Source organism: Lysobacter sp. A289 (assembly GCF_054072675.1).
The window spans coordinates 1,869,008-1,888,443 of record NZ_JBSVRN010000001.1 but is presented as its reverse complement, the minus strand read 5'-3'; the positions used below and the strand labels follow the sequence as shown (position 1 = coordinate 1,888,443).

Sequence of the window (19,436 nt, the reverse complement as noted above, 5' to 3'; positions counted from 1 at the left end):
CAACGGGCTGAACTGACGCCCAATTCACGCCAGTGCCCACGCTACGGGCGTCGGCTCGGGCTGCGTTAGACTTCAGTCCACGAGGGCACCGCCCTGTCATTGTCCCATGCCGTGGCCCGAATCGATTACGACGAAGACGATTTGAATTCCGACCACTCCAACTCCGACGAACATCGGACGCCGCAATGGCGCCGCCGCGTGGTGACCTGGGTGTTGGCGGCGATCGGGTTGGGGCTGGGGTTCCTGATCCCGTATTCGCTGTACCTCAACCACGAGGTCGGGGAGCGCTTCGACCAGCTCCGCTGGCAGTTGCCGACCCGGGTGTACGGCCGGCCGCTGGCGCTGGCGCCGGGTCTGGCGATGGACGCCGGCACGCTCAAGACCGAGTTGCGCGCCGCCGGTTATCACCTCGGCGACGGGCGCCGGGCCGGCAGCTATTCCAACGAAGGCACGCACTGGGTGATCTCCAGCCGCGGCTTCAACGACGTGGATGGGCCGGTTGCTCCCAGCCGGGTCGAGGTGACGGTGTCGGGCGGCAAGGTCACTGGTCTGCGCGCGGCCGGCGCCGATGAGGCGTTGAAGCTGGCCAGGCTGGACCCGGCCCGCATCGCGACCCTGTATGGCCAGCAGCAGCAGGAGCGTCGGCTGGTACAACTCGACGAAGTCCCCGAATTGCTGGTGACCGGCCTGCAGGCGGTCGAGGATCGGGATTTCGCCCACCACCACGGCATCGACCTGTCCGGCATGGCGCGGGCCGCCTGGGTCAACCTGCGCTCCGGCGAAGCACGCCAGGGCGCCAGCACGCTGACCCAGCAACTGGCGCGCAGTGGCCTGCTCGGGATCGGGCGCGAGCGCACCTACACCCGCAAGTTCAACGAGATCATCTACGCGTTGTTGATCGAGGCGCGTTACGACAAGCAGGTGATCCTGGAGGCCTATTTCAACCAGGTCTACCTGGGCCAGCGTGGCGCGCAGGCGATCCACGGCGTGGCGGCGGCAGCGGAGTTCTGGTTTGGCCGCGATCTGGCCGACATCAGCACCGAACAGATCGCCTTGCTGATCGGGATCGTGCGCGGACCGTCCTACTACGATCCGCGACGGCATCCCGATCGAGCCACCCAACGGCGTAATTTCGTGCTGGGCGAGATGCATGAAACCGGGCTGATCGACGACGCCGAGTACCAGCGTGCACGCGCCGCGCCGTTGGGCGTCACCGATCAACCTGGCAGCACCTCGGCCAACCGGTTCCCCGCCTATGTCGACCTGATGCGGCGTCAGCTGGCCCGGGACTATCCGGCCGACGCGCTGGCGGGCGCCGGGCTGAGCGTGATGACCGGGATGGCGCCATCGGCGCAGGCCTATGCGGAAAGCGCGGTCACCCACACCCTGGAAGCCCTGGACGGGAAAAACCGGCCGGACTTGCAGGCCGGGCTGGTGCTGACCGACGTCCATGACGGCGAAGTGCTGGCGGTGGTCGGCAGCGCGACCCCGGCGTTGCCTGGCTTCAACCGCGCGGTGGAGGCGCATCGTCCGGTGGGCTCGCTGATCAAACCGTTCGTGTACCTGCTCGCGCTGGCATCACCGGGCCAATGGTCGATGGCCAGCTGGGTCAGCGACGCCCCGGTAACGGTGGCGCTCAGCAACGGAAAACGCTGGGAACCGGGCAATTCCGATGGCCGCAGTCACGGCAGCGTGCGCCTGGTCGACGCGCTGGCGAACTCCTACAACCAGGCAACGGTGCGGGTCGGCATGCAGGTCGATCCGCGGCGGATCGCTGATCTGGTACAGACGCTGGCGGGGATCAAGGCCGAACCCAACCCGTCGCTGATCCTCGGTTCGCTCGACCAGAGCCCCTACGCGATGGCCCAGCTGTACCAGTTCCTTGCGTCCGGCGGCGAGATCCAGCCATTGCACCTGGTGCGTGGCGTGCTGGATACCGACGGTCGCGCGCTCAACCGTTACGACACCGCGCCGGCGCCGGCGCAAGCGGGCGATGCGGTGGCGGCGCGGTTGATCACGATCGCGTTGCAACGCGCGGTCTCCAACGGCACCGGTCAACAGCTGGTATCCGACGGACTCGGCCGGCTCAATGCGGCGGGCAAGACCGGTACCAGCAACGACAGCCGCGACAGCTGGTTCGCCGGCTATACCGGTGATCACCTGGCAGTGGTTTGGGTAGGCAACGACGACAACAAACCGACCGGGCTGTATGGCTCGACCGGCGGCATGCGGGTGTGGTCACGGTTGTTCAAGCACCTGCCCAGTGCATCGTTGACAGTGGGCGACGAGGGCCTGGACTGGCGCTGGGTGGTCGGGTCGAACACGACCGATGCCGGTTGTCCCGGCGCGCGCCGGTTTGCCTTCGTTGCCGGCTTTGCACCCGCCCACCAGCCTTGCCAGCCACCCGAGCCCGAGGTCGTGCCGGGGCAGGAACAGGGACAAGGCGGTTGGCGTGAGTGGTTCGGGTTTGGTCGCGACGATGACAAGCCCCAGCCCGAACCCGCCGACCAGTCGCTACCGCCACAGGAAACACGATGAACCTTCGTTTGCTGATTGCCGCCACGTTCGCACTGGTGCTCAGTGCTTGCTCCGCCGCCCCGGTGGTCGCTCCCGCGCCGTCGTTCGATCCGGTCGCCATGGTGAAAGCGATCCAGGCGGCCGGCGCCTCCGCAACCCCCGAGCTGGTCGTCAATCCCCTGGCCGGCGCACACGTCACCGACTTGCAGGCCCAAGCCCGCCAATTGCATGCGCAAGGCCACCACGCCGAAGCTGCGGTGATCCTCGACCAGGCCCTGGCCCTCGATCCGGGTGATCCGGAACTGCTGCAACAACGCGCCGAGGCCGCCGTGCTGCTGGGTGACCTGCCACAGGCCGAACGACTCGCGCGCCAGGCAATCACGATTGGCGCCGAAGTGGGCCCGCAGTGCCGGCGGCACTGGGAAACCGTGGTCCAGGTGCTGGCGGTGGAAGGCGAAACCGCGCAGCTCGCCCAGGCACGCCAGCAACGCGACGCGTGCACCGTCACTGCACCGCCGCGTTATTGACCGATGGACCACGCGACAAGTCGACTTGGCACCGCCAGCCGCGCCGCATTGAGCGAAGGCGGCGAGCTGGCGCGCAACATTGCCGCGTTCACGCCACGCAGCGCGCAGCAGGATTTTTCCGCCGCGATTGCGAATGCGTTCGAACACCGCGGCGTGCTGTTGGCAGAGGCCGGCACCGGTACCGGCAAGACCTTCGCCTACCTGGTTCCGGCGATCCTGTCCGGCCTGAAGACCATCGTGTCCACCGGCACCCGCGCGCTGCAGGACCAGCTCTACCATCGCGACTTGCCGCGGGTGCGCGACGCACTCGGCGTCGGCCTGAAGACCGCGTTGCTGAAAGGCCGATCCAACTACGTGTGCCATTACCGACTGCAGCAGGCCAAGGGCGAACCGCGCTTCCACAATCTCGCGATGGCCTCGCAGTTCCAGCGCATCGTGGCCTGGTCCAGTCGCACGCGGATGGGTGACATGGCCGAGCTGGAGGACCTGCCGGACGATTCGCCGCTGCTGCCAATGGTGACCTCCACCGCCGATAACTGCCTGGGCAGCGAGTGCCCGTTCTTCTCGGAGTGTTTCGTGGTCCAGGCGCGGCAACGTGCGCAGGCCGCCGACCTGGTGGTGGTCAACCATCACCTGCTGCTGGCCGACCTGGCGCTGAAGCAGGAAGGCTTCGGCGAGATACTGCCTGGTGCCCAGGCGTTCGTGGTCGACGAGGCGCACCAGCTGCCGGAGCTGGCGGCGCAATTTTTCGGTGAAGCGCTAAGCGCCCGGCCGTTGGTGGAGTTGGCCCGCGACGCGCTGGCCGAGTGCAAGCAAACCCCGGGGGCATTGGCCGTTCTGCAGGAGCCTACGCGCGCGCTGGAGCAGGCCGTGCGCCAGTTGCGCGCGTCAATGGACGAACTGCCGGTGCGGGGCACCCGTCGCCGTGCCGCCGAGGACGCCAACGCCGAGGCCGGACTGGATGATTTGCTGCAGGCGTTGCGTGACCTGCATGCCGCGTTGTTGCCACTGCGGGAGGCGGCGCCGGGTTTCGACAGTTGCACCGCGCGGGCCAGGGAGTTCGAGAAACGCCTGTTGCGTTGGCGTGATGCCGACGATGCAGGAGCTGTGGAAAACGTGGCGGATGCCGGGGTCGACAGTATCGATCCGTCGCCGTTCGCCCCGCAGCATGCTGATGTCCCGGTCGCTGACCCGGACGATCGCGGCCCGCTGCTGGACGGCAGCGAGCCCAGCGTGTTGTGGTACGAGCTGACCGCACGTGGTTTCCGCCTGAGCCGCACGCCGCTGGATGTCGCCGGCCCGTTGGCAGAGCACCGCGCACGTTCGCAGGCGGCGTGGGTATTCACTTCGGCCACGCTGGCGATCGGCGGCCGCTTCGAGCACTACGCCATCAAGCTGGGCTTGCATGAGCCAACCACGTTGCTGGCACCCAGCCCGTTCGACTGGCCGAAGCAAGCGTTGTGCTACCTACCCCCGGGGCTGCCCGAGCCGTCGGCGCGCCACTACACCGCCGCCATCGTGGAGGCGATCAAGCCTGTCCTGGAGGCGTCCGCAGGCCGTGCGTTCGTGTTGTTTGCTTCGCACCGGGCGCTGCGTGAGGCGGCCGAATTATTGCGCGGCGGCCCGTGGCCACTGTTCGTGCAGGGCGAGGGTCCGCGCTCGCTGCTGCTGGAGCGCTTCCGCGGGTCGGGTAACGGCGTGTTGCTGGGTGCCGCGAGTTTTCGCGAAGGCGTGGACGTGGCCGGCGATGCGCTCAGTGTGGTGATCATCGACAAACTGCCCTTTGGCGCGCCCGATGATCCGGTGTTCGAGGCCCGGCTGGAAGCGATCCGGCGCGACGGTGGCAACCCGTTCCGGGATGAACAACTGCCGCAGGCCGTCATTGCGCTCAAGCAGGGCGCCGGGCGCTTGATCCGCAGCGAGACCGACCGCGGTGTATTGGTGCTGTGCGATCCGCGGCTGTCGGCCAAGAGCTACGGGCGGGTGTTCCTGGACTCGTTGCCGCCGTTGCCAAAGACGCGGCGGATCGAGGAGGTGGAGGATTTTTTCGCATCACAGTCATCACTCCTGGCGGAGACCATCAATGAGTGAACAAGGCCGATGAGATGAAGCTGCTCGCGTTTGAACTGTCTACCGAGGGCTGCTCGGTCGCGTTGTGGATCGATGGCGAGGTGCATGAGCGTTTCGAGGTTGCGCCGCGCCGGCATGCCGAGCTTGCGTTGCCGTGGGCGGAAGCCTTGCTTGCGCAGGCGGGCCTGAAGAAGTCGCAGCTGGATGCAATCGCCGTCGGCCGCGGGCCGGGAGCATTCACCGGCGTGCGCCTGGCGATCGCCATTGGACAGGGCATCGCGTTGGCGCTGGATCGCCCGATTGTCCCGGTGTCCACGCTGGCCGCACTGGCGGCCGGGTATCGCCCGGCCGATGCTGCACTGCCCGGGGAGTTGGCCGACCGGCCCGGTGGCCACATCCTGGCGGCCATCGATGCGCGCATGGGCGAGATCTATTCCGGTGCGTTCGAGTGGCGCAGTGACGGACTCATCGCGATCAGCGAGGAGGTTGTCGTTGCCCCGGATGCGGCGCAATTGCCCTCCGGACCCGGCGACTGGCACGGGGTTGGCACCGGGTTTGCGGCTTGCAACGGCGCGTTGGGGTCACGCCTTGCTGCCAGGTTCGCGAGCATCGATGCGACGGCGTTGCCGCATGCCGCTGCGGTGGCCACGCTCGCGGCGGCGGCGTTGGCTCGCGGTGAGGGGGTCGCGCCGGAGCGGATTGAACCGGCCTACCTGCGCAATCACGTTGCCCTGACAACCGCTGAGCAAAAGGCGTTGCGGGCCTCGAAGCCGTCGAGTCCCTAACGGTCTTGCAGCTCGCCGTCCGGCAAGAACGCCCAGGTGCGGGTCACGTGCAGGATGTCGGGATCTTCATCGGTTGCCGGTAACGGCGCGTAGGGCTCGGCCAGCTTGGCAATCCGCAGGGCGGAAGCGTCCAACAGCGCGATGCCACTGCTCAGAACGATCTGCGAGTGCTCCACCGTGCCATCGCGGCGGATCCCGATACTGATGACCACCTGCCCGGCCAGCCGGCGCCGACGGGCCTCGTCGGGATAGTTGAGGTTGCCGACGCGCTCGACCCGGTCGACCCAGCCGCGCAAGTAGCTGGCCCAGGCGTATTCGGTGGTGCTGGCGGAAACGAACTTGCGCTTGGGACGCTTGGCATAGCGCTCGGAACGCAGGTGTATTTCCGCGGCCAGGCGGGCCATGGCGACGTCGCGATCGATCTTTTCCTGACCGGGTGGCAGCGGATGATCGCTGGCCTCGGGAGTTTCCTGCGCGGTGGCAACGGCGATCTCGCTACGGGTGCTGCTGATGACCCGTGCCCGCGATTGTGGTTGCGGGGCGGGTGACTGCGCGCGCAACTGGCGCTGGGCAATGCCCTCGGTGGCCTGTGGCAATGGCCCCGATTGGCTCTCGCTCGGGCGCGTGCTCTTGTCGTGTTCGCCGCCGCCGAGGTTGTTGGCCTGGGCCAGGAAGTCGGCTTGCTTCGGCGTCAGTGCGCTGCGGGTCTGGGTCAGGATCACGTCCAGGGTCGGGACTACCGGCGCCGCGCTTTCCAGCGCGAAGCCGACCCCGAGCAGCAGCATCCCATGGACAAGCAACGACAGAACCAGTGTCGCGCCCAGACGCTGTTGCTCACCGATCGCTGGCGCCGCTGCCACGCTCACGCTTCGGCAGCCGCCCGTGCCTCGATGGCATCGAACAGGCTGGCGGCGATGTTCAAGCCGAACTGTGCGTCCAGCTCGCGGATGCAGGTGGGACTGGTGACGTTGACCTCGGTCAGGTAGTCGCCGATCACGTCCAGGCCGACGAACAACATCCCGCGACGCTTCATCTGCGGTCCGACCTGGGCGGCAATCCAGCGGTCGCGCTCGCTCAGCGGACGGCCTTCGCCACGCCCGCCGGCGGCGAGGTTGCCACGGAACTCGTCGCCCTGCGGAATGCGCGCCAGACAGTAGTCGACCGGCACCCCGTCAACCAGCAGGATGCGCTTGTCGCCGGCGCTGATCTCGGGGATATAACGTTGCGCCATTGCCATGTGGGGCCCATCGCCGAGCAGGGTCTCCAGGATCACGTTGGTATTGGGATCGCCGTGGCCGACGCGGAAGATCGAGCGTCCGCCCATTCCGTCCAACGGCTTCAACACCGCCTGGCCCTGTTCGGCGATGAATGCCTTCAGTATTGCCTTGTCGCGGCTGACCACAGTAGGCGGGCAGCACTGCGGGAACAGCAATGCAGCCAGTTTTTCGTTGTAGTCGCGCAGCCCTTGCGGGTCGTTGACCACCAGCGCGCCGGCGTCCTGGGCGAGACTGAGGACCTGGGTGTCGTAGATGAATTCGTTGTCGACCGGTGGGTCCTTGCGCATCAACAGCACGTGGCCGGCGCCAAGGTCGACCTGGGTAGCCGCTTCCAGCTCGAACCAGTCGGCCGGGTCGTCGCGAACACGCAGCCGGGCCACCTTCGCTACCGCCTTGCCGTCGCGCAGGCCGAGCCCGCCCGGCACCACGTACCACAACCGGTGCGAACGCCGTTGGGCTTCCAGCAGCATGGCGAAGGTGGAGTCCTTGGCAATCTTGATCGACCCGATCGGGTCCATCACGACGACGATGTCGAGTGGCATGGCGACACTGGTTGTATGGAGTGGCAACGATGGTAGCAGGGGCTCCGGCAGATCGCCGCAGCGGCGCGCATTCATCTTGATCGCGAACATTTCCGTGCTTGACAGCTTGCATCTGGCTTGGAATAAAGGGAGCCTACGCAACGCGCCCGGGGATTTGGCATTGGCGCTTCGCATTGGGATATCGGGGATATTTGAAGATGCACGACGAGGTTCGCAGCGGCAGCCTTGATGGTTTGCGAGTCATGGTGATTGATGACTCCAAGACCATCCGCCGTACCGCCGAGACATTGCTCAAGCGTGAGGGTTGCCAAGTGGTGACCGCCACCGATGGCTTCGAGGCATTGGCAAAAATTGCCGACCAGCAGCCGCAGATCATCTTCGTGGATATCATGATGCCGCGCCTGGATGGCTACCAGACCTGCGCATTGATCAAGAACAACCAGGTTTTCAAGAGCACGCCGGTGATCATGCTCTCGTCCAAGGACGGCTTGTTCGACAAGGCGCGTGGCCGCATCGTGGGTTCCCAGCAGTACCTCACCAAACCATTTACGCGCGGGGAACTCCTCGACGCCATACGAACGCACGTCAACAACGCCTGACCGGGGGGTAAGGCATCCAATGGCACGTATTCTTCTGATCGAGGATTCGCCGACTGATACGGCGGTCCTGACCCAGTTGCTGGAACGCAACGGACATGAGGTACTCGCTTCGGGTAACGCCGAGGACGGCATCGATACCTGTCGCCGCGAGCAGCCAGACCTGGTCTTGATGGACGTGATCCTGCCGGGGATGAATGGCTTCCAGGCGACGCGCGCCTTGTCGCGCGATGAGGCCACCAAGGCCATCCCGGTATTGATCGTCAGCACCAAAGGCATGGAAACCGACAAGGCCTGGGGCCTGCGCCAGGGCGCCAGGGACTACATCGTCAAGCCACCACGCGAAGACGAGCTGATCGCGCGCATCAACGAGCTGTTGGGGCCGTGAACTACCCGGCGGCTACGGCGCCGGATCCGTTTGCGATCCTGGTCAACTACGAGCGGCGCAGCCTGGCGCATGTCGCCGGGCTGCCAGAGCAACTGGAAGCGCCAGGCCTGTGGCGCGGCGTGGGTTATCGCATAGGCAATCGTCGGCTCGCCTCCGGGTTTGACGAGGTCCTGGAGATCCTGCCGCTGCCCCAGGTCACACCGGTGCCGGGCGCGCGCTCATGGCTGTTGGGCCTGGCCAACGTACGCGGGAACCTGTTGCCGGTAGTAGACCTTCGCCAGTTCCTGGAAGGCGAGCGCACCGTGTTGCATGAAGCCCAGCGCATGTTGCTGGTGCGCCAGCCGGGCGGTGACGTTGCCGTGTTGATCGACGAGCTGTACGGCCAGCGCAGCTTCAACGAGTCCCAGCTGGAGGCGGCCGACGGCACCAACCCTGCCGCGCTGGTCGAGGGCCGTTATACCCATTTCATCAGCCGGGCTTACCGCCTGGGCGAGCATCTCTGGGGAGTGTTCAGCCTGGACCGGCTGGCCCGAACCCCGGAATTCAGACAGGCGGCCTTTGAACCGCTGCGTACCGAACTTCACGGCAACGAAACCCACGCCAGCAACGCACTTGAGGTTGAACATGAGCACTGAAATGAATTCCGTCGCCGGCAAGACCCGCAACATCGGGGTCAACACCTGGTTGATCGTGCTGGGTTTTTCGGTGCTGATTTTCGGCCTGAATACCGGTTATGCGACCTGGAAGGCCGCACGTCTGGGCGGCGCCAGTACCTCGGCCTCGAACCTGCAGGTGTTGTCGCAGCAGTTGGCGGTGCGAGGTCGTGAGGCCGTCGGTGGTGACCAGGCGGCGTTCACCTCGTTCAAGGCAACCAAGGCGGAAGTCGATGCGAACATCGGTGACCTGACCACGAACTTCGGGGACACCCCCGGGGTATCCGGGGCAATCGGTGATGTCAGCCAGACCTGGGCGCCGCTGGACAAAAGTGCACAGCAGGTAATCGCCAGCGAGAAGGCCGTGCTTGGCCTGGCCGGCAATGCCAACAGCTTCACCAGGCAGGTGCCGGACCTGCAGGCGCGGCTGGACGAGCTGGTCCGCGCGATGTCCGCCAGCGGCTCGCCATCGTCACAGGTCTATTACGCGCTGCGCCAGGTCGTGTTGTCGGGAACCATGGCCCGGCGGGTGACCGAGATCCGCGCCGGCGGAAGCAATGCCGAGGCCGCGGGCGAAGGCCTGGCCCGTGACGCCGCAGTGTTTGGAAACGTGTTGGCCGGCTTGCGCGATGGCGACGAAGGCACCGGCATCACCCCACTGAGCAACGCCAACGCCTTGAACGCACTGGGCCAGGCCGAAACGCTGTGGACGGCAATGAAGACCGACCTGGATGCGATCCTGGGAAGTTCGCAGAACCTGTTCCGCGCCCAGGCCGCGGCTGACGCGATCACCACCGGCTCTGACAAGTTGCTGTCCGAAAGTCGCTCGCTGTTTGATGCCTTCAATGCATTCGGCTCGTTGAAGGACACCAGCTTGCTGGGCAACTTGTGGGTATCCATCATCTCCGGCCTGATCGCATTGCTGGCGATTGTCGGACTACTGTTCTCGTTGAACCGGGCGCAGCACGCGCGCTACAGCACCAGCAAGGAACTCAACGACCGCAACCAGGAGGCGATCATGCGCCTGCTGGACGAAATGGGTTCGCTGGCGGAGGGCGATCTGACCGTCAAGGCGACCGTGACCGAAGACATGACCGGGGCAATCGCGGACTCCATCAACTTCGCCGTCGAGCAGCTGCGCAGCCTGGTACAGACCATTACCGATACCTCGGTCCAGGTCGCCTCCAGCGCCCAGGAAACCCAGGCCACCGCCATGCAGCTGGCCGACGCGGCGCAGCATCAGGCACAGGAGATTACTTCCGCCTCGGGTCGTATCAGCGAAATCGCCGCCAGTATCGACCAGGTCTCGAAGAACTCCGCGGAATCCGCCGACGTGGCGCAACGCTCGGTGCAGATCGCGACGGCCGGTGCCGGCGTCGTGCGCCAGACGATCCAGGGCATGGACAACATCCGTGACCAGATCCAGGAAACCTCAAAGCGCATCAAGCGGCTGGGTGAGTCCTCCCAGGAGATCGGCTCCATCGTCGAACTGATCAACGACATCTCCGAGCAGACCAACATCCTGGCGCTGAACGCAGCCATCCAGGCGGCTTCGGCCGGTGAGGCCGGCCGCGGGTTCGCGGTGGTGGCCGATGAAGTGCAGCGCCTGGCGGAACGCTCCTCCAATGCGACCAAGCGGATCGAGTCGCTGGTCCAGACCATTCAATCCGATACCAACGAGGCCGTCAGCTCGATGGAGCAGACCACCACCGAAGTCGTCTCCGGTGCGCGGCTGGCCGAGGATGCCGGTACCGCCCTGGGTGAGATCGAGAAGGTCTCGTCGGATCTGTCCGGATTGATCCAGGGGATCTCGACGGCCGCGCAACAGCAGTCTGGCGCGGCGGCCAACATCACCCAGACCATGAACACGATCCAGCAGATCACCTCGCAAACCACCGAGGGCGCCAACCAGACCGCGCAGTCGATTGGAAACCTGGCCCAACTGGCCGCTGATCTGCGGCGTTCGGTTGCCGACTTCAAGCTCCCGGCCTGAGGCGAAAATTGGATCGACGGATGAACAGCCTGACACCCGGTCGCTCGCAACCCTTGCGCCCGCTCGCTAACCAGTGGAGTGCTGCGTGATGACCGTGATGCGCGATGCGATCGACACCACCACGCTGGGTTGGATCAAGCCGGAGCTGGACGAGACCTTGCGCCAGGCGCGCCAGGAGATCGAGGCGTACGCCGAGTCGCCCGGCGACGGAAGCGCGATGCGGATCTGCGCCAGCCACCTGCACCAGGTCCACGGGACCTTGCGCATGGTGGAGCTGTACGCGCCGGCAATGGTGGCCGAGGAAATGGAGCGACTGGCCCTGGCCTTGCTCCATGGCGAGATCAGCGACCGCGACGACGCCTGCACGATGCTGATGCGCGGGGTGGTGCAGCTGCCCGATTACCTTGAGCGCTTGCAGGGTGGTCACCGGGATATTCCTATCGTATTGCTGCCGCTGCTCAACGAGTTGCGCGCCACGCGGGGTGAGGCCGGACTGAACGAAAGTGTCTTGTTCGCGCCGAATATGAACCGGCCGTTGCCGGTCGACTTGCCGGCACCCCAGCAGAATGCGGACACGATTCGCACCGGCCGGCAGCCGGCCAGTGAGAACCTCGTAGCGCTGGGCCGGGAGCTGGCGCAATGGCCCGAGAACGGCGCGCCGGCAGATGCCGCGCGGCTGGCCCAGTTGGTCGACGGCCTGCTTTCGGAAGTTTCGATCGAGCCGTTGCGGCGCATGCTGTGGGTCGCTTCCTCGGTTGCCGGTGCGTTGCGCGATGGCGCACTGCCTCCAACGCGCACCTTGCGCCTCGCCTTTGGCGGCGTGGAACGTGAGGCGCGGCAGCTGCTGGGCGAAACCGGTTACCGTGCACCGGGCGGCGAGCCCAGTGCCGAGCCGACCCGACAACTGCTGTACCACGTTGCCCATAGTGACGACGGCCATCCGGCGCTGGACAGCCTGCGCAAGACCTTCGAGCTGGATGCGGCGCCACCCACCGTATCGGAACTCGAGCACGCTCGAGGCAGCCTCAGCGGCCGCAATCGTGCGTTGCTGGACACCGTATCCAGCGCGCTCAAGGAAGACCTGCTGCGTGTGAAGGACGCACTCGATCTGCATCTGCGCACGGGTCAGACCGGGGTGGACGACCTGCGCCCGCAAGTGGAGACCCTTGGTCGGGTCAGCGACACCCTCGGCATGCTCGGGCTGGGAATCGCTCGCGGCGTGGTGGTGCAGCAACGCGATGCGATGCAGGAGATCGTCTCCGGCCAGCGCGCCGCGGAAGAATCCGTCTTGCTGGATGTCGCCGGCGCGCTTTTGTATGTGGACGCTTCGCTCGACGAGCAAGTCGCCCGGTTGGGATTGTCGGACGATCACGCCGACGAGGATCTGTTGGCGAGCGAGTCGCGCAAGATCCTCGAGGTCGTGGTGCGCGAGGCGATTGCGAACTTCGGTGACGCCCGCCAGTCGTTCGTAGCGTTCGTGGAGACCAACTGGGACCACGCTGAGCTGGTCGAGGTTCCGCGCCTGCTGGGGGAGGTCAGTGGTGCATTGCGCATCCTGGATTTCAACCTGCCGGCGGATTATCTGTTTGGCATACAACGTTATGTCGAAGTCGAGCTGATCGACCGAAAACGTGTCCCCAACGGGAAGCAGCTGGACACCATGGCCGACGCCCTGGCCAGTGTCGAGTACTACCTGGAAGCGTTGCGCGAGCAGCGGCCCAGCCGCGACCGCATCCTGGAAATCGCCCGTCATAGCCTGGCGACGCTGGGCTACTGGCCGGTGCCGACACCGCTCGACGCCGACCAGGCCGCGACGCCATCACCGCTGTCATCCCGCGATGAGGACGAGGCCGCCGCCGCGATAGACCGGTTGTCGATCGATGCCCCAGCGATGCACGAGACCCCGGAACCGGAGTCGACCGCGCCGACAGTCACGTCCGGGCTGGTGGCGCACGACCCCGAATCGGTCGTGCTGGTAGGCCGAGGTGTCGATGGTTTTGGAAGTAACGATGACATCGACGATGAGATCCGCGAAGTCTTCCTGGAGGAACTGGAGGAGGAGATCGGTAATCTGGGGACACAGCTGTCCGTCTGGCGGCAAACGCCGGAAAACATGGAGCAGCTGCGCTCGTTGCGTCGCGTCTTCCATACCCTCAAGGGCAGCGGCCGCCTGGTCGGGGCCAGCACACTGGGTGAGTTCAGCTGGAAGATCGAGAATGTCCTCAACCGCGTACTGGAAGGCACGCGCTTGGCCAGCCCCGCGGTGGTGGCGATCGTCGATGAAGCCCACGCCGCCCTGCCGCAGTTGCACGCAGCGCTGCAAGGGGTCGGGACGATCACCGCCGATCTCGAGGGCATCCAGTCCGTGGCTGATCGGATCGCCGACGGCGAGGAAGTCTTCCATACCCCGACCGTCGCGACGGGCGGGGAGGCGGACGGCGCGGCGGATATGGGTGCCGCCAGTGAAGCCGAAGGCGACGCGCATGACGTGGTGCCGGAGACCGACGGACTCGAAGCTCCAGCACTGCCCGAGGAGCCGTCCGGAATTCCCGCTTCGGTTGACCCGGTGTTGCTGGAGATCCTCGGTACCGAAGTCACCGGGCACCTGGGCACGATCCACGATTGGCTGAGCGCTTCCCAGGATTACCCGCAGCCGGCTGATGACCAGTTGCAGCGTGCGATCCACACCCTCAACGGCGCGTTCGCGATGACGGAAGTGCCCGTCATCACCGAGATCACCACGCCCGCAGAAGCCTATGTCCGGCGACTGTTGGCAACCGGGTTGCCAGCCACGGTCGAGGGTGTCGCGGCGATCTCGGGGGTTGCGACCGCCGTCGCCAGCACGCTTGCCGCGCTGCAGTCGGACCGGCCGCGGGTGCCGGAGTTCGCCGGCGTGGCCGAGCAGATGCGGGCATTGCGCGACAGCCTTCCCGATGCCCGGGCATCGGGGCCGCTGGTCGACATCGACGTACCACTGCCGGCAATGGCCACCAGCGGGATATCGATGGTCGATCTGACCCCCTATGCGGGTGATGACGACACCGCGTTGGCGGACGAAATCGCGCTGATTGACGCCGAGCGCGCCGGGTTGGAGCGGGTCGAAGCCGAACGGATCGAAGCCGAACGGATCGAAGTCGAACGGATCGAAGCCGAACGGATCGAAGCCGAACGAATCGAAGCCGAACGAATCGAAGCCGAACGAATCGAAGCCGAACGAATCGAAGCCGAACGAATCGAAGCCGAACGAATCGAAGCCGAACGAATCGAAGCCGAACGAATCGAAGGCGAGCGGATCGTAGCCGAGCGGATCGTAGCCGAGCGGATCGTAGCCGAGCGGGTTGAAGCCGAACGGATCGAAGTCGAGCAGACCGAAGCCGAGCGGATCGAAGCCGAGCGGATCGAAGCTGAGCGGATCGAAGCTGAGCGGATCGAAGCTGAGCGGATCGAAGCTGAGCGGATCGAAGCTGAGCGGATCGAAGCTGAGCGGATCGAAGCTGAGCGGATCGAAGCTGAGCGGATCGAGGCTGAGCGGATCGAGGCTGAGCGGATCGAGGCTGAGCGGATCGAAGCTGAGCGGATCGAAGCTGAGCGGATCGAAGCTGAGCGGATCGAGGCTGAGCGGATCGAGGCTGAGCGGATCGAGGCTGAGCGGATCGAGGCCGAGGAAGCGGCAGAATACGCCGCGCTCGAGATCGAATACGCAGAGCAAGCAGCCAAGGCTGCGCTTGAAAGTGCTGAAACAGAAGCCGCGCTCGAGGCGGCGCCGGTCGAGATCGCCAGCTCCGGGGTGGAGGAATCCGCCCTCGTACCATCGGGTCAGGATGAACTGCCAGCCGAGGCCGTTGAGCCATCGTCTGATGTCGATGTCGATGTCGATGTCGCTGAAGCGGTAGCACGGCTCGATACCATCAGCCGGATCGAGGATCCCGATCAGGATCTGGACCTGACCGACCTGGATCCCGAACTGGTCGATATCTTCGTCGAAGAAGGCATTGACCTGCTCGACCATGCCGACTCTTTGTTGGCAGCGCTGCGCGACAGCCCCGAGGAACGCGAGCCGCTGGTCGGCTTGCAACGCGACCTGCATACGCTCAAGGGCGGTGCGCGCATGGCCGGGATCATGGCCGTTGGCGAACTCGGCCATGTCATGGAATCGCTGCTGGAAGCGGTGGTCGAACAGCGCCGTGAACTCGGCAGCGATGGCGTGCCGTTGCTGGAGCGCGGGTTCGACCGCCTGCACGCGATGGTCACCCGGGTCGGCGGACGTCGCGCCATCGCGATGCCGGATCTTTTGATCGCCGAATTTGAAGCGCGTTCCCGCGGCGAAAGCAGGGATGCCGCGGTCTTCGTTGTGGAGCCGAGTAGCGACACGGCGGCGACGGCACCCCAGGCAGAAGCGCCCGGCAGCACCACCAGTGCGACGCTTGCGCCATTGTCGGCGCCCATTGATGACCAGCAGCAAGACGACGATGACGATATCGTCGTGCGCGCGCCGCAGGAGCAGGTGCGTATTCGCGCCGACCTGCTTGACCGGCTGGTCAACTACGCCGGTGAAGTGGCGATCTACCGGGCCCGGTTGGAACAGCAGCTGGGCGCGTTCCGCGGCGCCATCTCGGAAATGGCGGCAACCAATACCCGTATGCGTGACCAGCTGCGCCGGCTGGAGATGGAGACCGAGGCGCAGATCGTCGCCCGCTATCAACGTGAGGCCGAAGAGGGTGACTCGGTTTTCGATCCACTCGAACTGGATCGTTTCTCCACCTTGCAGCAGCTCTCACGGGCGCTGTCGGAATCGGCCGCCGATCAGGGCAGCCTGCAGCTCACCCTGGACGACCTGACGCGTCAGTACGAAACCTTGTTGCTGCAGCAGTCGCGGGTCAGTTCAGACCTTCAGGAAGGCCTCATGCGCACCCGCATGGTGCCCTTCGATGGCCTGCTGCCACGCCTGCGACGCGTGATCCGCCAGGCCTCCGGTGAGCTCGGCAAGCAGGTGTTGCTGAAGCTGGACGGCTCCAGCGGCGAGCTGGATCGCAACGTGCTGGAACGTATGACCGCGCCACTGGAGCACATGCTGCGCAATGCCATCGCGCACGGGCTGGAAACCCCGGCGGAGCGCAAGCAAGCCGGCAAGCCCGAAGAAGGCACCGTCCATATCCTGATCCGCCGCGAAGGATCGGAGGTGGTGCTGGAGATCGCCGACGACGGGCGCGGACTGGATCGGGCGAGCATCCGTCGCCGCGGCGAGGAACGCGGACTGATCCGCAGCGATGCGGTGCTGAGCAATTTCGACCTCGATGCGCTGATTCTTGAGCCGGGATTCTCGACTGCGGACTCCGTCAGCCGCCTGTCCGGACGGGGCGTCGGCATGGACGTGGTTGCCAACGAGGTCCGGCAGCTGGGCGGTACCCTGGACATCCAGTCGGAGTCCGGCAAGGGCACCACCTTCGTCCTGCGCCTGCCGCAGACGCTGGCGGTCACCCAGGCGGTGTTCGTGAAGATTGGCGAGGTCAACTTCGCGGTGCCGATCGCATCGATCCGCGGTGTATCCCGCATAGCGCGCGAGGAACTGGTCGACGCCGATGGCCAGCCACGCGATGCCACCTACCGTTACGGCGGCGAGGACTACGTGGTTCACGACCTCGGCCAGCTGTCGGGCCACGGCCCGGCGAAGGCGGAAGGCCAGTTGCAGATGCCGCTGTTGCTGGTTCGCTCCGGCGACCTGCGGGTTGCGGTGCTGGTCGACCAGGTCATCGGCAACCGGGAAATCGTGGTCAAGCCCGTTGGGCCGCAGGTGGCTTCGCTGCCTGGCATCTTCGGCGCGACCATCATGGGCGACGGCAGCGTCGTGGTAATCCTCGATATCGCTCCGTTGGTGCGTCGCCAGGCGGCGTTGCCCGCCGACTACTCCGGCAACGTGACGGAAGTGGTGGAAGCCCGCTCGGTGCCGCTGGTGATGGTGGTGGATGACTCGGTGACCATGCGCAAGGTCAGCGGTCGGGTCCTGGAACGGCACAACTTCGAGGTGGCGACGGCAAAGGACGGCATCGACGCGTTGGAGCGGATGGCCGATGTCGTACCCGACCTGATGTTGCTGGACATCGAGATGCCACGCATGGATGGTTACGAGTTGGCGACCCACATGAAGGCCGATCCACGGCTGAGAGACATCCCGATCGTGATGATCACCTCGCGCACCGGGGACAAGCATCGCCAGCGCGCGATGGATATCGGGGTTGATCGCTACCTCGGCAAGCCTTACCAGGAACCCGAACTGATGCGCAATGTCTATGAGCTGCTCGGGATCGAAGTGCGCCATGACGGCTGAATCGCGGCGGGCGGCACTGTTGGCCAGTCCCGGGTTGGCCTGTGATCGCCTGCGCGAAGTACTGGGCTTGGCCGGCCTGGAATGCGTACTGGAAGGCGATCCACTGGATCTTGACCCTGCAACCTTGACGGAGGCTGCGCCGAAGGTGGTGCTGGTTGCGTTGGACCCGTCGACGGAGGATGCGCTGGACCGGTTCGATGCGGTGCTGTTTGATTCCGATGTCGAGGTCATCTACGAGGAAGCCGAGTTGGCTGGCAACCGCGATGGCTGGGAGGTCGCGCGTTGGCAACGCCACCTGATCGCCAAGCTGCAACGGCACGGTGACGTGCTGCCGGCGGGTACCGAGCCTGGCGAGATGGAAGCGCCCGCATCCGTCGAGGTCGTGGTCACGGCCGATGTCGCGCCGACAGTTCCCACGGAACAACCGGAACAACCGGAAGGGCTGAATCTGTCAGATCAGTTCGATCCGGTGCTTGCGGAAATTACAGATGTCCCGGTGGCGGCGCCTGCACCGGACCGGGCCGGCGTGAACGATCGCCCGGCAGAGCTGAGTCTCGACGACGGATCCGTGGCACTTGAAGTGGCCAGTGAGTCAACCATCAAAGACCGGTTCCAGCGCGATCTGGGTGACCTGGAGCGGCGTATCTCCGGCCTTGAGCTGGTCGATGACACGCCCGTCAAAGGTGCCGAGCAGGCACGTGGGGCGGTACTGGTACTTGCGGGATTGGGAGGCCCCGATGCGGTCCGGCAGTTGTTGGGCGGGATAGCGGAAGGGTTCCCGCGGCCGATATTGGTCCAGCAGCATCTGGCCGGTGCGCGTTACGACAAGTTGGTCGCACAGATGCAACGTGCGACCGCGTTGCCGGTGCGGCTTGCCGAACCCGGTCAGTTTGCCCATGCCGGGATCGTCTACATCCTGCCCGACTCGATCGGCGTGGATGTCAGCGATAGCGGGATCCGCTTCAACCAGGAAGGGGATCTGATCGCGTCCATGCCATCGTCGGACAGTGCCATATTGTTGCTGAGCGGCAGTGATGCCTCCCAGGTCGATGCAGTCTTGAACCACGGCTGGGCCGGTGCCCTGGTGGCGGGACAGGCCGCGGATGGCTGTTATGACGCCGACGCGTCCAATGCGCTGGCCGCGCGTGGCGGCGACGTCGCTTCGCCGGCGGAACTTGCCGTGAAACTGTCACGGCGCTGGCCGTCCTGAGGAACCCGATATGTCAAATCATTCTCACGTGGAAGCCACCGTCGCCGACCAATCCCGGAGTGAGGACGTCGAGCAGGATGTCCGTGGGGTACTGATCCAGATCGCTGGCGCACGACTGCTGCTGCCCAACGCCACCATCGCCGAGGTGATGTCCTTTGCTCCGCCTGAACCGCTGGAAGAGGCACCGGACTGGTTGATCGGCCTGACCCGCTGGCGTGGCTGGCAGGTGCCCCTGATTGGTTTCTCGACGCTGGCCGGGGTGGCGCAGGAGCAAGGCGGGTTGAGCAGCAAGGTGCTGGTACTGAAGGCGCTGGGCGGCGTTTCGAAAACGCCCTATTTCGCCATCCTCAGCCAGGGATTTCCACGTCTGGTGACGGTGTCACGCACCCATCTGGAAGTTGATGCCGACGATGAATTGCCGGCCATGGTTCAGGCGCGGGTGAAGCTCAACGAAGATGACGCCTACGTGCCGGATCTGGAGGCTGTCGAGTCGCTGATCGCCGAGACGCTGGCGCGCAACCAGGCCGCCTGAGCTGGCACGGTCACCGCTCTG

12 protein-coding genes and 4 pseudogenes are annotated in these 19,436 nt (G+C 65.5%); 13 read left to right on the top strand and 3 right to left on the bottom strand.

The features are described 5' to 3' along the window. Positions 1–111 precede the first annotated feature (111 nt). The 4 genes from mrcB to tsaB are packed head-to-tail and all read left to right on the top strand — an operon-like array spanning position 112 to position 5,899. A complete protein-coding gene (mrcB, locus tag ACW5DN_RS08770; protein ID WP_456962307.1) occupies positions 112–2,538 on the top strand; it encodes a penicillin-binding protein 1B in 2,427 nt (808 codons plus the stop codon). Next, positions 2,535–3,044: a tetratricopeptide repeat protein gene (locus ACW5DN_RS08765; protein ID WP_456962306.1), complete on the top strand. Its 510-nt coding sequence runs from the start codon at positions 2,535–2,537 to the stop codon at positions 3,042–3,044. Before mrcB ends, ACW5DN_RS08765 begins: the two co-directional genes overlap by 4 nt. 3 nt (positions 3,045–3,047) lie before the next feature. After that, on the top strand, positions 3,048–5,135 hold the full coding sequence (locus tag ACW5DN_RS08760; RefSeq protein WP_456962305.1) for an ATP-dependent DNA helicase: 2,088 nt from the start codon (positions 3,048–3,050) through the stop codon (positions 5,133–5,135). 14 nt (positions 5,136–5,149) lie between these two features. Further along, on the top strand, positions 5,150–5,899 hold the full coding sequence (gene tsaB, locus ACW5DN_RS08755; protein WP_456963009.1) for a tRNA (adenosine(37)-N6)-threonylcarbamoyltransferase complex dimerization subunit type 1 TsaB: 750 nt from the start codon (positions 5,150–5,152) through the stop codon (positions 5,897–5,899). Here tsaB and ACW5DN_RS08750 read toward each other — a convergent pair. Both ACW5DN_RS08750 and gshB read right to left on the bottom strand, forming a co-directional pair. Next, positions 5,896–6,765, bottom strand: coding sequence for an energy transducer TonB (locus ACW5DN_RS08750; protein WP_456962304.1), 870 nt, complete (start codon positions 6,763–6,765; stop codon positions 5,896–5,898). The two genes, tsaB and ACW5DN_RS08750, sit on opposite strands and share 4 nt — an antisense overlap. Beyond that, positions 6,762–7,718 (bottom strand): glutathione synthase, encoded by a 957-nt coding sequence (gene gshB / locus ACW5DN_RS08745; RefSeq protein ID WP_456962303.1) that lies wholly within the window; start codon positions 7,716–7,718, stop codon positions 6,762–6,764. Before gshB ends, ACW5DN_RS08750 begins: the two co-directional genes overlap by 4 nt. A gap of 197 nt (positions 7,719–7,915) precedes the next feature. Between gshB and pilG the strand changes: the two genes are divergently transcribed. The 5 genes and pseudogenes from pilG to ACW5DN_RS08720 all read left to right on the top strand — a co-directional run. Next, positions 7,916–8,317: a twitching motility response regulator PilG gene (gene pilG, locus ACW5DN_RS08740; RefSeq protein WP_456962302.1), complete on the top strand. Its 402-nt coding sequence runs from the start codon at positions 7,916–7,918 to the stop codon at positions 8,315–8,317. A gap of 19 nt (positions 8,318–8,336) precedes the next feature. Beyond that, a complete protein-coding gene (locus ACW5DN_RS08735) occupies positions 8,337–8,702 on the top strand; it encodes a response regulator (RefSeq protein WP_456962301.1) in 366 nt (121 codons plus the stop codon). Further along, a pseudogene (locus tag ACW5DN_RS08730) lies at positions 8,699–9,259 on the top strand (chemotaxis protein CheW); the annotation flags it as partial. The gene ACW5DN_RS08735 and the pseudogene ACW5DN_RS08730, both read left to right, overlap by 4 nt. A 67-nt stretch (positions 9,260–9,326) precedes the next feature. After that, positions 9,327–11,348 (top strand): methyl-accepting chemotaxis protein, encoded by a 2,022-nt coding sequence (locus tag ACW5DN_RS08725; protein ID WP_456962300.1) that lies wholly within the window; start codon positions 9,327–9,329, stop codon positions 11,346–11,348. Between the two features lie 88 nt (positions 11,349–11,436). Continuing rightward, positions 11,437–14,290 (top strand): annotated as a pseudogene (locus ACW5DN_RS08720) (Hpt domain-containing protein); the annotation flags it as partial. Positions 14,291–14,629: 339 nt separating this feature from the next. On the opposite strand, the pseudogene ACW5DN_RS08715 reads toward ACW5DN_RS08720, so the two are convergent. Continuing rightward, a pseudogene (locus tag ACW5DN_RS08715) lies at positions 14,630–14,809 on the bottom strand (pentapeptide repeat-containing protein); the annotation flags it as partial. Here ACW5DN_RS08715 and ACW5DN_RS08710 point away from each other — a divergent pair. The 4 genes and pseudogenes from ACW5DN_RS08710 to ACW5DN_RS08695 all read left to right on the top strand — a co-directional run bounded on the left by ACW5DN_RS08710 (position 14,753) and on the right by ACW5DN_RS08695 (position 19,415). Continuing rightward, positions 14,753–15,241: a pentapeptide repeat-containing protein gene (locus ACW5DN_RS08710; protein ID WP_456963008.1), complete on the top strand. Its 489-nt coding sequence runs from the start codon at positions 14,753–14,755 to the stop codon at positions 15,239–15,241. The pseudogene ACW5DN_RS08715 and the gene ACW5DN_RS08710 overlap by 57 nt on opposite strands. Further along, positions 15,193–17,673, top strand: a pseudogene (locus tag ACW5DN_RS08705) (response regulator); the annotation flags it as partial. The gene ACW5DN_RS08710 and the pseudogene ACW5DN_RS08705, both read left to right, overlap by 49 nt. Next, positions 17,663–18,883 (top strand): chemotaxis protein CheB, encoded by a 1,221-nt coding sequence (locus tag ACW5DN_RS08700; RefSeq protein WP_456962299.1) that lies wholly within the window; start codon positions 17,663–17,665, stop codon positions 18,881–18,883. The pseudogene ACW5DN_RS08705 and the gene ACW5DN_RS08700, both read left to right, overlap by 11 nt. 10 nt (positions 18,884–18,893) lie before the next feature. Beyond that, positions 18,894–19,415 carry a chemotaxis protein CheW gene (locus ACW5DN_RS08695; protein WP_456962298.1) on the top strand — a complete coding sequence of 174 codons (522 nt, stop codon included), beginning with the start codon at positions 18,894–18,896 and terminating at the stop codon, positions 19,413–19,415. Positions 19,416–19,436 lie beyond the last annotated feature (21 nt).

Excerpts from the sequence above, each read along its gene's own strand:
- ACW5DN_RS08765 (WP_456962306.1), top strand. The coding sequence starts at position 2,535 with ATGAACCTTCGTTTGCTGATTGCCGCCACGTTCGCACTGGTGCTCAGT.
- ACW5DN_RS08735 (WP_456962301.1), top strand. The coding sequence starts at position 8,337 with ATGGCACGTATTCTTCTGATCGAGGATTCGCCGACTGATACGGCGGTC.
- pilG (WP_456962302.1), top strand. The coding sequence starts at position 7,916 with ATGCACGACGAGGTTCGCAGCGGCAGCCTTGATGGTTTGCGAGTCATG.
- tsaB (WP_456963009.1), top strand. The coding sequence starts at position 5,150 with ATGAAGCTGCTCGCGTTTGAACTGTCTACCGAGGGCTGCTCGGTCGCG.
- ACW5DN_RS08725 (WP_456962300.1), top strand. The coding sequence starts at position 9,327 with ATGAGCACTGAAATGAATTCCGTCGCCGGCAAGACCCGCAACATCGGG.
- ACW5DN_RS08695 (WP_456962298.1), top strand. The coding sequence starts at position 18,894 with ATGTCAAATCATTCTCACGTGGAAGCCACCGTCGCCGACCAATCCCGG.
- ACW5DN_RS08700 (WP_456962299.1), top strand. The coding sequence starts at position 17,663 with ATGACGGCTGAATCGCGGCGGGCGGCACTGTTGGCCAGTCCCGGGTTG.
- gshB (WP_456962303.1), bottom strand. The coding sequence starts at position 7,718 with ATGCCACTCGACATCGTCGTCGTGATGGACCCGATCGGGTCGATCAAG.
- ACW5DN_RS08760 (WP_456962305.1), top strand. The coding sequence starts at position 3,048 with ATGGACCACGCGACAAGTCGACTTGGCACCGCCAGCCGCGCCGCATTG.